This is a genomic window from Coleofasciculus sp. FACHB-1120 (assembly GCF_014698845.1).
Lineage (GTDB): Bacteria > Cyanobacteriota > Cyanobacteriia > Cyanobacteriales > FACHB-T130 > FACHB-T130.
Genome location: NZ_JACJTV010000013.1, coordinates 21,768 through 36,222 on the forward strand (window position 1 = coordinate 21,768; position 14,455 = coordinate 36,222).

A 14,455-nucleotide genomic window follows, 5' to 3' on the forward strand; every position below is an offset into this window, starting at 1 on the left:
CACTTACTTAGTCGGCATCGGTGGCATAATCACCTTGTCAATTACATGAATGACGCCATTGGTGGCTTCGATGTTAGCCTGAGAGACCTTGGCGTTCCCCACCATCACGCCATCGTTTCCAACCTTAACGGTAACTGGGCTGCCTTCAACTGTCGTCACTTCTCCAGACTTCAACTGGGAAGAACTCACTTTGCCGGGAATGACGTGGTAGGTCAAAATCTGAACCAACATCGCTTTATTTTCTGGTTTCAGCAACTTTTCGACAGTGCCTGCGGGTAAAGCTGCAAATGCTGCATCAGTCGGTGCAAAAACCGTGAAAGGCCCTTGTTGTTCGAGGGTTTCCGTCAAACCTGCGGCTTCCAAAGCAGCAGTCAGAATTTTGAATGAACCATTTTGGGCAGCAAGCGCAACCAAATTGCTACTTGAGGGCATCGTCCCTTGTGTAGCAGCTGGGTCAGGACCTTCACCAGGGGCTGGCATCATCCCTTCTGTGGCAGGGGGCTGAGTGCTGTTGCTGGGGGATTGCATCATCCGGTCGGTAGAAGATGGCTTCGGCTGAGCGCCTTGACTAGGTGTAGGGGTTACGGTTCTTGGGGTTGACTGAGCGCTGCCACCGCGATTGTAGGGTGGCTTGCTGAAAACGTCTGACTGAAGAATTTCAGGGTTGGGATTCACCTGGGCACCAGCTGGCAGACCTATGAAGGCACTAGCACCGATAACTCCCATCAGGCTAGCCAACTGTTTAATCAAACTGTTGCGTTTTTGATTGGTCATTGCTAAGGGTTTCCCTAAAAACTGAGACTTGATTAACTTCACATTTTGTTACATTTGTTTACCTCTGTCTAAAGTGTGAGTTCCTCTGATAATCGACAGAGAAACTGGGACACTACAGGGGATTGAACAATCCAAACAGGGGAAAAAGCGCAACTTATTAATTAAGGATGTCAGCAGCTTTCTTCGTGGCGATCCTGATTAAGACCTAGCAGTGGCAAGGCGGCTGGTATGCTCTTCAGGCGAAAAGGAGAATTTTGGAGAATTTTGTGTGATCGCTCACGCCTACGTTCGCCTAAGCTCATCTAGGCAGAAACCATTTCTATTTCGTAGCGATTTCGGCTTTTCTCCTTCCTGCCTACTTTCTGTTAGGGGAGTAAAAAGTTCACACGCCTGATTAAATAGAGCTTTTTCTCCGCTTTGCTGAGGCTAGCACCACCTTCTCCACTGGGCGAGTTGAGTCATAATTGCCGTTTCTAGCTTCAACCGCCCTCAGTCAGCCAAAATTTATTGCAATCCGGCTAATTAACTGGAGATACTACTTCTTTATATATAAACAAACCTAAGCAATGCCTTCAGTATCTATGCCTTTTGGTTATACCCTCTGATAGAGGTGGACAATTAAGCCAGCTTGTTATTCTAATAACAACGAAAAGATAACAACATCAACAAAAAACATTAATAAGAACGGAGAAAAAAAATGGGAATTATTGCTTGGATTGTTTTAGGTCTGATTGCGGGTGCGATTGCTAAAGCCATTTATCCCGGTCATCAAGGCGGCGGTATTCTCGCCACAATGGTATTAGGTATTTTAGGTGCCCTGGTTGGTGGATATTTAGGACAAGTTTTGCTGGGGTCATCGGGAGGCGCAGCTTACGGTGCGTTGACAGTACCGAGTATTGCTTTTGCTGTTCTGGGCGCAATGGTTCTACTATTCCTGTGGGGCTTGTTAACTCGGCAGAGAGCTTAATTAAGGGTTCATTTTATTACCATCTAGCATTTAGAAAGCACCCCCAGCTTAGGCTGGGGTATTTTCATTGGGTCTATTTTGTGTTACAGCAGTCGTTAGTGGACTGTGTTTAATAGATCCAATTTACTCATTTTTTATTAAAAAAAATAAAGCCATTCAAGTCAAATTTTTAACTTGAATAAAGTTGTAATTTTTCAAATTGTATTTTTTAGTAGCAAAAGTAAGCAATTTAATAAGTACAACTGCTAAAAAAAGATAATTTTGCTTTTAGTTTCACCGATATAAATAATAACAACATTAGCAGGCTAAAAGCGTTAAATTAACAGTGTTACTTAAAAATAGAAGGAGATGAAAATGCTGGATTTATACCAATTTGAGCTATCTCACTACTCTGAAAAAGTGCGACTGCTGCTGGATTATAAAGGTCTGCCCTACCGCAAAATTGAGGTGACGCCAGGAGTGGGACAGGTAGAATTGTTCAGGATGTCTGGTCAACGACAGGTACCTGTCCTGAAGGATGGCAATAGGGTAATTGCTGATTCGACAGCGATCGCTAAGTACCTCGACAAGCAATATCCCGACCGACCTCTGATTCCAGTTGACCCGAAACAAAAGGGACTGTGCTTACTCATCGAAGCCTGGGCAGATGAATCTATTGGTTTTAAAAGTCGTAAGGTGTTATTTGGGGCACTCAGCCAAAACCAGAACTTCCGCACCTCGATTTTACCCAGCAACACGCCAGATGCTCTCAAGACTCTCGTGGGGGCAGTGCCTGGTGAAGTGCTGAATCTCCTGGGTCTTGGCGTCGGATACGGCCCCGATGCCGTACAATCGGCGACAGAGGATCTTCAGCAAGACCTAGAAAGCCTATCCCTGCTACTACTGGAAAGCCCTTACTTAGTGGGTGACTATCCAACCTTGGCAGATTTTGCTGTCGCTGGGCTGAGTATGCTGATTAAATTCCCCTCTGGACCCTATCTTGATCTGCCCGAAACCCTTAGAGGCAAAGGAATCCCTGGTTTGGCTGACCGTAGCGCCTACGAGACATTTTTCAACTGGCGCGATCGCCTTTATGCGGATTATCGCAAACCCCTGAGTGCCAACACAACCGCTGGAGCCACTGGCTCAACGCCGACATCGATTGAGATAGATTAAGCAATTCATTTTAGATTTTAGATTTTGGATTGGCTTAGAAATCCAAAATCTAAAATTGAACGAATAGCTAGGTTTCGAGAATTAGGGTAAACTTTGGATGCCTAAGTGTCCTGAAGCGACACAGCTAAAAGACTCCAGAAGCAATTATGGAAATGCCATTAGGGTCGGTGATTCAAGGCTCCCTCAGTCAGGGGCTAGAAGTAAGACTACATCCCGATATTTCTGTTGAAGATATGCGGGTTGGCAAATTTCTGGTAGTCAAAGGTGCCCGTTCAGACTTCTTCTGTATGCTCACCGACGTTTCGCTGGGCACCTCCAGCCAGCGAATTGTCGCCAATCCTCCCAGTCCTGAGGACACTTTTTTGCAAGCGGTTCTAGCAGGGAGTGGCACCTATGGCACCATCAATCTGACGCCGATGTTAATGCTGACACGAGAAGCAACGAAGTCAGTAGGCGCTTATGTGGTGGGTGCCGAAAATCCCAACTCCAACGGCAAATCCAACGGTGGAACTCTCGGATCATTTCAACTACAAAGTAGCGCTGATACTGAGATGGAGTTGATGCCCGTTAAGACAATTCCCAGTCACTTCAGCCAAGTTTATGATGCGACGGAACGTGATTTCCGCGCCGTCTTTGGCTGGGAAGATGACCCCACTCGGTGCAACTTCGCCATCGGTCAACCCTTAGATATGGATGTGCCCGTATGTCTAGATTTACACCGATTCGTGGAACGCAGCAACGGGGTCTTCGGGAAATCCGGCACTGGCAAATCCTTTCTCACCCGCCTACTCTTATCTGGCATCATCCGCAGGCAGGCAGCGGTCAATTTAATTTTTGATATGCACTCGGAATATGGCTGGGAAGCCGTCCGCGAAGGCAAACACTTCAGCACCGTCAAAGGCTTGCGGCAGCTATTCCCAGGACAGGTGCAAATTTACACCCTCGACCCCCAATCTACCAAGCGGCGGGGGGTACGGGACTCTCAGGAACTTTACCTCAGCTACGACCAAATTGAAGTCCAAGACATCATGCTGGTGCGGAATGAGTTAGGTCTTTCCGAAGCGGCTTTGGACAATGCCAATATTCTGCACGCCGAGTTTGGCAACTCCTGGATTATCCAACTGTTGAATATGACCAACGAGGAAATCCAGATGTTCTGCGAGGAGAAGAAGGGTCATAAGGGTTCAATTATGGCGTTGCAGCGCAAACTCATGCGCCTGGAAAATCTCAAATATCTGCGAACTACCTGTCCCCACAACTACGTCAATCAAATTTTGCAATGCCTCGATGCGGGTCAGCACGTGGTGATTGAGTTTGGTTCTCAGTCAGATATGCTCTCCTATATGCTGGTGACGAATATGATCACCCGCCGCATTCACAAAGCTTATGTGAGCAAGTCTGAATTGTTTTTGCAGACCAAAAACCCGATCGATCGTCCTCAGCAGCTAGTCATTACTATAGAAGAAGCCCACCGCTTCCTTGACTCCGCCATCGTGCAAAGTACCATTTTTGGTACGATTGCCCGCGAGATGCGAAAATACTTTGTCACCCTTCTGGTGGTAGATCAGCGTCCCTCTGGAATTGATAATGAGGTGATGTCCCAGATTGGAACCCGCATCACTGCTTTGCTAAACGATGACAAAGACATCGACGCCATTTTTACTGGCGTCTCTGGCGGAATGAGTCTGCGTTCCGTTCTGGCAAAGCTGGATTCCAAGCAACAAGCTTTAATTTTGGGTCACGCGGTTCCGATGCCCGTGGTGGTGCGGACTCGTCCTTACGATGAAACGTTTTACAGAGAAATTGGCGATACTTGCTGGGAAGAGATGCCAGACGACGAAGTGTTCGCTGCGGCTGAAGCGGCTAAAGCTGATATTGGGTTTTAATCCGTAGTCAATAATCCGTAGTCAATAATCCAATGACTATTGACTACGGACTTCTAGATAAAAATTGTTCGGTTATCCCACAACGGCTAGAGTACCCATTGAAGGGTTTTCCGTGGATGATTATATATATAGGGCACAGATAGGACGCTTTTAGCTAATGATTTTCCGGGTGGCATTTAAGGGTTAACAGGAATTTGCCAGAGCAGCAAGTTTAACCCTATCGGATGAACCTTTCAACCTGGAGCGTCGTCTATCATTAGTGATACGATAGAAATGTAAAGCAAACTCATACCGACTTTGACTTTTTAGCCTTCGTTACCTATCAGGAGTGGCTAAATGGGGGTCGATACCAGCTCTTTGAGGCATCCCCAGCCGAAATCTTGACGATCCGCTTTTCGTGTGTTAGGTTTGCCTATTCAACTGGGTAGGCTATCTTTACAACTTTTGCAGGATGTTTCTCACTAATTGACCTAGCTACTCTCATTGTAAGAGCTGGCAATCTCCCGCTAAGGTCAATCCCTGCTACAGAATTGTTGCTTGTTTACGGAGTCACCACTCACTCATGCCCACTGCCAACACCCAAAAAAAGACGACTAAACAACCCACGTTTACGGCTGATATGGTTCGCACCTATCTGCATGAGATTGGGCGCGTGCCCCTGCTGACACACGAACAAGAGATTGTATTCGGCAAGCAGGTGCAGCAAATGATGGCGCTGCTAGAGGCGAAGGAGACCTTGGCTGAGACATTGCAGCGGGAACCGACTCATCAAGAGTGGGCAGACCATGTTAGCTTGAGTGAACCCGAACTCGACCGGATAGTTAACCTGGGAACGCGGGCGAAGCGCAAGATGATAGAAGCTAACTTGCGTCTAGTGGTCGCGATCGCGAAGAAGTACCAGAAGCGTAACATGGAATTCCTGGATTTGATTCAGGAAGGTACTCTCGGCTTGGAACGCGGCGTCGAGAAATTTGACCCGATGCGCGGTTACAAGTTTTCGACCTACGCCTACTGGTGGATTCGCCAAGCGATTACTCGCGCGATCGCTCAACAAGCCCGGGCGATTCGTTTACCCATCCACATCACCGAAAAGCTTAACAAAATTAAGCGGGTGCAACGTGAACTAGCTCAGACACTGGGTCGCAGTGCTACCCCTGGTGAAATCGCGAAGGCGTTGGATTTAGAACCCGCGTTGATCCGCGAGTACTTAAATATCGCCCGTCAACCAATTTCTCTGGATGTGCGCGTCGGCGATAACCAGGACACCGAACTGCAAGACCTTCTGGAAGATGAAGGTCCAACCCCTGACCATTATATGACCCAGGAGTCGTTGCGGCAAGACCTGGACGATCTTCTAGCAGAACTAACCCCACAGCAGCGGGAAGTCCTAACGCTGCGCTTTGGCTTGAACGATGGCAACGAGCTATCTCTAGCGAAAGTCGGCGAACGCCTAAGCCTCAGCCGCGAACGGGTACGCCAGCTAGAACACCAAGCCCTCGCCCATCTGCGCCGTCGTCAGGCGAATGTCCGCGAGTATATCGCTGCGAGTTAATTGTAGAGGCGGGATTGACCTGATATACTCCTGCCTCCCACATCAACTCATAGAGATCGCGTCTAAACCCGTCCTTACACCTCAGTAAGGGCGGGTTTTTCAGTCATTTCACCTCTTGCATCTTTAGTCACTGTCGAGTAGATGTTTTTTCCTGCTGAAATTTTTTGCAGGAGTCTAAAAACCGATAACACTCTTTTTTATATTTTTATAAAGTTTCCTGAAGCATTTCGGGAACTTGGACGGGTGCCAGTGAAGTCATCCACAGTTAAGGCATAATCCCGCGCTGACGCGATTTGGGAAAGCGAATGAAACAGGTGGATCAAGTGACCATAAACACGCCTTCTAGAATCAAAAGGCCTATTTATGTCCGGGAATCAAGGATGAATGCGTTGCTTGTCTTAACAAAAAAACTCCTTTTGGATGACCCCCGGTTCATTCAAATGGGTGAAGCTTTACACCTAAGGAATTAGGTAGTTTTTAACTAGATGCTTAAGGGTGTCTGCTCGTAATTGCTAGGGGGAAACAACGGTGCTTAACAAGTTTTATCAGCAATTTATGTCCCGGCTTCCACTTGAAGTTCCTGCCCTAGGATTACTTCTAACGATGAGCTTTGCCACCACTACAGTTGCTTTGCAGGCACCCACATCCTTAAGTAAAGTGGGAATACTCGACAAAAATTCTGTTTCCTTGGCACAAGTGCCAGCATCAGACAGCCCAGTGGCTGACGGAATTTATTTGTATGGTAGCTCCCAAAAGCCAGAAGAGATTGGTCAAGAATATTTAGTATTTGAAGCGCGTCAGGGAAAAGTCAGGGGTGCGTTTTATATGCCTTCCTCTGAATATAGTTGTTTTTCCGGCAAGGTTGGGACACAGCAAATCAGTCTAACCGTTCAAGACCCCTACGATACGACAACCTATTCTCACTCAATTGCCCTCGGAGCATCCTCTTCAGTCGCCTCAGCCGATGGTCGGTTGCCCATTGAGGATAGTTTACAACTCCAGGGATATCACTCAATTAACCAAATCAGCGCAAACGACCAGCAAATGTTAAACGCTTGTCAAGCTAACTTCTAATCATCAGGAAGCTTTTGGGGTGGCAATAAGAGTAATCTAAGTTCACCGCTGGGAATTGTCAGTAGTTTGCTGCTACGAATCAATGACTCATTACTAAAAAACAATTCACGCCTCTAACAAACCCGTTTTCTTGAAGAAAACGGGTTTGTTAATTTTTTAACCTTCAAAATTCGATTCCTGGCTGCGCTTTGACACCTTGTTCCCGGAACGGATGCTTAACGAGCGTCATTTCCGTTACTAGGTCGGCTCGCTCAATCAGGGCGGCGGGGGCACCTCTGCCAGTGAGAATCACGTGAGAATCCGCAGGCTTTTCCTCCAAGCCAGCTAGCACTTCCTCAACGCTCAAATAGCCGAGTTTTAAAGCTACGTTGATTTCATCCAACAGCACTAACTTAAATTCAGGATTGCGGATAAAGCTTAGTCCAGTTTCCCAAGCCTGATGCGCTTTCTGGATATCTCGCTGTTGGTCTTGAGTTTCCCAAGTGAAGCCTTCTCCCATCGCGTGGAACTCTAGCTGACCTTCCCAGCGACCGAGGACAGCTTTCTCAGCAGGTTCCCAGGCTCCTTTGATGAATTGTACGATCCCGACTCGATAGCCGTGACCAAGCGATCGCATTACCATCCCCAAAGCAGCAGTGGTCTTTCCCTTGCCATTGCCTGTATTAACAATAATTAAGCCTTTCTCTTGAGATGCCTTTGCCACCCGCTGCTCTTGAACTTCCTTGCGCCGCTGCATCTTGCGCTGGTATTGTTCTGGAGTTAGTGATGATGTTTCTGTCTCCAGTAAGTCAGCAGATTCTAAATTTTTATTTACATCAGTCGGGGTAGGAGTTGTCATCAAGTCTGCCTAGAAAAAACTTTCACACCTATTAAAATAGCCCCAAAAGGAGATGCTTTAGGATAAGCTATCGGCAATTCATTCCCATTGGAAAGAGTCGTTCCCAGCAATCAATTCAAGATCGGAGGGCATAACCCCCCTTCCATTTTGCCTATAGATTCAGCAACACTGATTTCAGTATAAACTTACTCCCCTTCATTTAAACTTTATGTCTTTAACCTTATCAACCCCTTCTGAACAAGGTGTAGATCAACTTAATTTGAATTTGGAATCCACATTGCAGGGATTAACCCTGTATGAGGCTTGCATTGAATACAACCACACAGCCGCAGAGGTTCTCAGGCTTTTCGAGGAAAAACCGCTACTACCGGGTTTGATCCTCATGGATAAAAACCAACTCGTCGGGATGATCAGTCGCAGACGTTTTTTTGAATATCTGAGCCGTCGTTACAGCTTGGAGTTACTGTCGAAACGAAGTTTGCGATCACTCTATCAGTTTAATCATACCGAAATTCTAGTTTTTCCCAGTTACACTTCCATTACCGCAGCGGTGCGGGAGTCTTTGAAGCGATCGCCTGAATTAATCTATGAACCGATCATCGTACAAACGGCACCCGGAATTTATAAGTTGTTAGACGTGCATCAACTTCTGCTGGCTCAGTCGGAGGTGCATGAAATTACAATGGCAGCCTATAAGCAAATGGGATTGGCGCTGCAACAGGCAAAAAACCAGCTTTTAGCCGTCTTAGATGCTGTGCCTGGATTTGTCTCCTGGATTAGTTCGGATTTACAATACCTGGGCGTCAACCAGCATTTAGCTGCATCCTTTAACTTGTCTTCAGAGGAATTTGTCGGTCAGGAACTTAGTTGTTTTGACAGTAGTTCCAACTTTAGTGAATTTGTGGAACAATTTTTTGCTTCCCCAACCAAAACAACCTCTCAGGAAGTGACCGCAGAAGTTGACGGCAAAATCAAAAATTATCTCATGGTGGCGCAGAAATATAACCAAGATCAAGCGGCGGTCACAGTAGGAATTGATATTACCAAACGTAAGCAATTAGAAGAAGAACTGCGAGCATCACTTGAGCGAGAAAAAGAACTCGGCGACCTAAAATCCCGGTTTATCTCCATGACTTCCCACGAATTCCGCACTCCCCTAAGTACAATCCTCTCTTCTGCCGAATTATTAGAACACTACAGCAACAATTGGTCTGAAGAGAAAAAACTCATCCACCTCCATCGCATTCAATTCGCGGTTAAGCACATGATTGGGCTGCTAGAGGATGTATTAATCATTGGTAAAGCCGAAGCCGGACGGTCGGACTTTCAACCTAAACCGCTACATCTGGAAGAATTTTGTGTTGAATTAGTGAGAGAATTGCAACTAAATGAGGAGGGATCTAATGAGATTAATTTGATTAATCACTGTAAATCTATTTCATTTTGTCTGGATGAGAAATTGCTGCGGCATATCCTCAGCAATCTTCTTTCAAACGCTATAAAATACTCACCGGAAGGAAGTCCGGTTAAGCTTGAAATTGCCCAGCAAAAAAATGCAATCGTCTTTCAAATTGAAGACAAGGGAATAGGGATTCCCCTGAAAGATCGTCAGTGCTTATTTGAATCATTTCATCGAGCCGCGAATGTCGGCAACATCCCTGGAACAGGTTTAGGGTTAGCAATCGTTAAGAAGTGTGTGGAGCTTCACGGGGGTGAGATTACCGTTAAGAGTAAAGTAGGTGTGGGCACTAAATTTAAAGTGAGACTACCCCTGAAGAGTGCTGTAGAGTCAAGGTCTCCCCGCCCGTGCTGAGGGAGGCTTTTTTACAAGGGAAAGGATGAAGTCTTCATTTAAAAGAAAAGTTTGGGCGTATTCAAGAAAGTGCCCCTTACAAGCTCAAACCTCATTAAAGTTGATAAGCTTTTGTGCATTGAATTTGGACAATCCTAGCAAACAGCTTGTCTGCACTTCTAGGATCTTACATTATTAATTTTTAATTGCTTACCTGCTAGGCGATCGCTGATATGACAAAGATTCTGGTAATTGAAGATGAAGTCTCTATCAGGGAGAACATTCTGGAGTTGTTAGAAGCAGAGGGATTTGACGCTATTGAAGCCGAAAATGGTCAAATAGGGTTGCAGTTAGCTCAAGCAGAAATTCCCGATTTAATTCTCTCCGATGCGCTAATGCCCGAACTCGACGGTTATGGTGTTCTGAAGGCACTTCGCTCTAACCCTGCCACCGCGACGATTCCCTTCATCTTTCTCACTGCCAAAGCCGCTAAAACCGATCGGCGTCAAGGAATGGAATTGGGTGCAGACGACTACCTCACCAAGCCATTCACCAGAGCAGAATTACTGGGAGCGATCGCAGCGCGGATGGAAAAACAGGCAGCGATTGAGCGACATTCGCAAAAAAAACTTGATGATTTACGCAGCAATATCTCCTTTTCTCTCCCTCACGAACTCCATACTCCCCTCAATGGCATTTTGTGTTGTTCGCAAATGTTAATTGATGAAGCCGACTCTCTAGAACCGCAAGAAATTCTAGAAATGGCAGTCGATATTCGTACCTCTGCCGAACGTTTATCTAAGTTAGTCCAGAATTTCTTGCTCTTCGCTCAATTAGAGCTAATCGGAACCGATCCGCTTCAAATAGCGGATCTCAGACAAAACAGTCGAACTGACTCAGCGAAGAGCGCGATCGCAGAAGCGGCAATTAAAAAAGCCAAGCAGGTTTTTCGAGACATGGATTTGGAATTAGATCTCCAAGAAGCTGCTGTCTTCATTTCAGAGCCAAAATTGCGAAAAATCGTGGAAGAACTGATAGACAATGCCTGTAAATTTTCGTCTCCCAACACCGCAATCCGCGTTGTCACTCGATGCGAAAATAGCACTTTTATACTGTCTGTAAGCAACTTCGGACAAGGGATGACACCAGAACAAATTGCGACAATTGGTGCCTATATGCGCTTTGAACGCAAGCTCGCTTCACAGCAAGGCTCTGGTTTGGGATTGCTTATTGCTAAACGTCTAACCGAACTCCACGCTGGGGAATTATCAATCGAGAGTATTTCCGCTCAAAAAACCACGGTGCGTGTTGCTCTGCCCATGTGAACACATTTCGCGAGCTGTACAATCTATATCAAAATCGTTATCAGTAAATAGAGGTAAACTCACATCTTGCTCCAGGCAGTTTCAACTGCACAGCGATAGCAAGCACCTAAACGAAACCTACCGAGAACAGGTTACAGAAGCCTTAATTTTCGGTTAGTCCGCCCTTTTCTGTCTGGGAAAGCAATCTCCCCAGGATTCTATAGGGTTAATCACTCATGGCTCATTTTGACAATTCGCTATGAGCAATTACCCACTGGCGATTATCGGATCTTAATTCAACCACGGAAACTGGCTAGAAGTAGCATCGGGTTCTTCAACTAAACTCGCCATATCACCCTGGTAGTTCTCGTTAATAAAAACCGCTTTACTCTTCAAATGTTCGGGTACATAGCGGAGGTTGACAGGGATACCATGCGCCAGCAGAAATTCTGCCAGATGATCGGGATGAATGTACAAACCTTCTTGATGGAGCCGTTGTAACATTTCCTCAAAATTAGACCAATGATTATGGTGCTGGATTTGAGATTCTGATTGAACTCTAGCTGGATTGCGAGAGGAAAGATTGCTTGCCATCTTGTCATATTGACTGGACTGAGACAAAATCCTTATCTGGATTAAAGCCATGAGAATGACCTTTTTCCAGTTTACAAAAATTTGAGATTTATCGAATTGTGGCGATCGCTTTTGCGATCCCCGCAGGGATCTCCGCAACACCCCTATGATGGCAATTATGACTCAGCCGGTCTCGTTCAGTTTTTTGTGCTGTAGAAAAAAATGCCATGATTTTAAATAAAATTGCAATCGTTCAAGGTGATATAACTCAGCAAAAAGTAGATGCGATTGTCAATGCAGCGAATACCTCCTTACTCGGTGGTGGCGGCGTCGATGGGGCAATTCACCGCGCCGCTGGATCGGAATTGTTGTCAGAATGTCGCCAATTGAAGGGCTGTGCTACTGGTGAAGCAAAGATTACAAAAGGTTATAATCTCCCCACCAAGTGGGTAATTCACACAGTTGGCCCAATTTGGCGGGGAGGCGATCGCCAGGAAGATGAGCTGCTAGCTAGATGTTATCGCAGTTCTCTAGCTTTGGCGGATCAATACGAAATACACAGCATTGCCTTCCCAGCTATTAGCACAGGTGTCTATGGGTTCCCGCTAGAACGCGCCACTAGAATTGCTGTAACTGAAGTTAAGAAGTTTTTGGAGCGTACTACCTCGATAGAGCAGGCGATTTTCGTTTGCTTTGGGGATAGTGCCTATAATTCTTACTCAGCTGCGATAAAAGAAATTATTTAAGACAAGGTGGCGATCGCCTGAAAAAATCCTGCGTGCTGTAAGGGCAAAAAGACCCCAGCGATGCTGAGTAGAATTCAGTTAGACAAGGGATGGCGCGATCACACTCCCTGCTTACCCGACAAAATTATCTGCCTCAGGATGCAAGGAGTGCGATCGCTCTAGCGCTCATTTATCTTTTCCCCACACTGATATTTTTCCTGCTCCAGTTGGGTTTCTGACTCGCTTTTGCTGGTTATAGTTGACAATGCGGTTCATTCTTTTAAAAGTAAAAAATGTCACAACTGCCCGGTAACAAAATCGCACCCGTCCCGATGCCAACGGCAATTAATGTTGTCGATCTGATTGATGGTTATTTCAGCGCCTACAACTCAGCGCGTCTGCGGGAAATGTGTCACTTGCTCAGCCGAGACGTAATGCGTGAGGGCGTCACAGTGGGAGTCAGCCTATCAGGCGCGATGACCCCCGCCGGAATGGGTGTGGGAATTTTGGCTCCCCTGATTCGCCACGGTTTTATTGACTGGATGATCAGCACGGGTGCCAATCTTTACCACGATATGCATTTCGGATTAGGTTTCGACCTCTACGCGGGGAATCCGTTTGCAGATGATGTGAAACTGCGCGAAGAAGGCACCATTCGCATTTATGACATTACCTTTGGCTACGATGTGCTGCTGGAAACTGATGCCTTCATCCGAAAGATTTTGCAAGCAGAACCGTTCCAAAAACGGATGGGAACTGCTGAATTTCACTACCTGCTCGGCAAGTATGTCCGGGAAGTGGAAAAGCAATTGGGAGTGAAAAATTCCTGCTTATTAGCGACCGCCTATGAATGCGGTGTCCCCATTTATACTTCTTCTCCGGGAGATAGTTCGATTGGGATGAACGTAGCGGCATTGTCTCTGGAAGGCTCAAACTTAGTGTTAGATCCTTCCATCGATGTGAATGAAACCGCTGCGATCGCCTACTGCGCTCGTGAAACCGGCAACCCAGACGTAGAGGGCAAAAGCGCCGCCGTGATTATTGGCGGTGGCAGCCCCAAAAACTTTCTGCTGCAAACTCAACCACAACTTCACGAAGTGTTGGGACTAGAGGAACGAGGTCACGATTACTTCGTACAAGTCACCGATGCGCGTCCAGATACCGGCGGACTCTCTGGTGCAACACCTAGCGAAGCCGTTAGCTGGGGCAAAATTGACCCCGAAGAGTTACCCAGCACCATTGTCTGTTATACCGACAGCACAATTGCCCTGCCTCTCATTGCTGCCTACGTGATGAACCAATGTCAGCCCCGCCCCCTGAAGCGCCTCTACGATCGTCGAGAAGAAATGTTCTCAAAATTGCGGACGGACTATCAAGCAGCTAAAACCCAGCCCTTAGATAAAATTCCCGCCGCCGTTGTCGAAAATGCTTCTGAACAACCTGTAGCAACTTATCCCTGCGGCAGGCTAATTCCCAATACCCAATAGCAGTTTGCTTATTGGATCTAATCCCCTTGGTTGATAAAACCAGGGGGATTTTTCATTCCATTTTATGCACGGTAAGCCACCTAATTTTTGTTAAAAGAAGACTTTAATTTATAAATATTAAAGGGAATTAAACACAGTTAATAAATTCTTAATAAAAATTATTGAATTAGGGAGTTTTCGTGAATTTACGGAGTTCCGATGATTCCAAAAATATTTCAGTAAAACTACTGAGACTTCTGGTTTCTATATAGTGCTATTAATTTAATTAATAGGCTTTTTATAAAAAAAATTTATAACTATAAGCTCCCGTTTTCGCTAGGCTAAAGCG

At 46.1% G+C, this 14,455-nt stretch carries 12 protein-coding genes; 9 read left to right on the forward strand and 3 right to left on the reverse strand.

Features of this window, described 5'->3' with window-relative positions; all coding sequences use genetic code 11:
- Nucleotides 1-3 precede the first annotated feature (3 nt).
- The gene (locus H6H02_RS13935; protein WP_190818650.1) at nt 4-774 is read right to left on the reverse strand and encodes a fasciclin domain-containing protein; all 771 of its coding nucleotides are present in this window, start codon (nt 772-774) and stop codon (nt 4-6) included.
- A gap of 697 nt (nt 775-1,471) precedes the next feature.
- Between H6H02_RS13935 and H6H02_RS13940 the strand changes: the two genes are divergently transcribed.
- From H6H02_RS13940 to H6H02_RS13960, 5 genes are all read left to right on the forward strand, one after another.
- Nucleotides 1,472-1,741: a GlsB/YeaQ/YmgE family stress response membrane protein gene (locus H6H02_RS13940; RefSeq protein ID WP_190412970.1), complete on the forward strand. Its 270-nt coding sequence runs from the start codon at nt 1,472-1,474 to the stop codon at nt 1,739-1,741.
- 354 nt (nt 1,742-2,095) lie between these two features.
- Entirely contained in the window at nt 2,096-2,896 is an 801-nt protein-coding gene (locus H6H02_RS13945; RefSeq protein ID WP_190818652.1) for a glutathione S-transferase family protein, read from the forward strand.
- Between the two features lie 146 nt (nt 2,897-3,042).
- Complete coding sequence (locus H6H02_RS13950) at nt 3,043-4,782, forward strand: ATP-binding protein (RefSeq protein ID WP_190818654.1); 1,740 nt, start codon at nt 3,043-3,045, stop codon at nt 4,780-4,782.
- 562 nt (nt 4,783-5,344) lie between these two features.
- Nucleotides 5,345-6,334, forward strand: coding sequence for an RNA polymerase sigma factor, RpoD/SigA family (locus tag H6H02_RS13955; RefSeq protein ID WP_190818657.1), 990 nt, complete (start codon nt 5,345-5,347; stop codon nt 6,332-6,334).
- A 555-nt stretch (nt 6,335-6,889) separates the two neighbouring features.
- On the forward strand, nt 6,890-7,408 hold the full coding sequence (locus tag H6H02_RS13960; protein WP_190818660.1) for a hypothetical protein: 519 nt from the start codon (nt 6,890-6,892) through the stop codon (nt 7,406-7,408).
- 163 nt (nt 7,409-7,571) lie between these two features.
- On the opposite strand, the gene cobO is transcribed toward H6H02_RS13960, so the two are convergent.
- Nucleotides 7,572-8,246 (reverse strand): cob(I)yrinic acid a,c-diamide adenosyltransferase, encoded by a 675-nt coding sequence (cobO, locus tag H6H02_RS13965; RefSeq protein ID WP_190818662.1) that lies wholly within the window; start codon nt 8,244-8,246, stop codon nt 7,572-7,574.
- Between the two features lie 208 nt (nt 8,247-8,454).
- Here cobO and H6H02_RS13970 point away from each other — a divergent pair, with 208 nt between their 5' ends.
- On the forward strand, nt 8,455-10,059 hold the full coding sequence (locus tag H6H02_RS13970; RefSeq protein ID WP_190818665.1) for an ATP-binding protein: 1,605 nt from the start codon (nt 8,455-8,457) through the stop codon (nt 10,057-10,059).
- A 212-nt stretch (nt 10,060-10,271) separates the two neighbouring features.
- Nucleotides 10,272-11,363 (forward strand): response regulator, encoded by a 1,092-nt coding sequence (locus H6H02_RS13975; protein WP_190818667.1) that lies wholly within the window; start codon nt 10,272-10,274, stop codon nt 11,361-11,363.
- A 270-nt stretch (nt 11,364-11,633) separates the two neighbouring features.
- Here H6H02_RS13975 and H6H02_RS13980 read toward each other — a convergent pair whose 3' ends face one another.
- Nucleotides 11,634-12,077: a hypothetical protein gene (locus tag H6H02_RS13980; protein ID WP_206757282.1), complete on the reverse strand. Its 444-nt coding sequence runs from the start codon at nt 12,075-12,077 to the stop codon at nt 11,634-11,636.
- Nucleotides 12,078-12,142: 65 nt separating this feature from the next.
- Between H6H02_RS13980 and H6H02_RS13985 the strand changes: the two genes are divergently transcribed.
- Together H6H02_RS13985 and speY are read left to right on the forward strand one after the other, a co-directional pair.
- Nucleotides 12,143-12,661: an O-acetyl-ADP-ribose deacetylase gene (locus H6H02_RS13985; RefSeq protein WP_190818672.1), complete on the forward strand. Its 519-nt coding sequence runs from the start codon at nt 12,143-12,145 to the stop codon at nt 12,659-12,661.
- 272 nt (nt 12,662-12,933) lie between these two features.
- Nucleotides 12,934-14,127: a deoxyhypusine synthase gene (speY, locus tag H6H02_RS13990; RefSeq protein ID WP_190818675.1), complete on the forward strand. Its 1,194-nt coding sequence runs from the start codon at nt 12,934-12,936 to the stop codon at nt 14,125-14,127.
- The last annotated feature ends 328 nt before the right edge of the window (nt 14,128-14,455 follow it).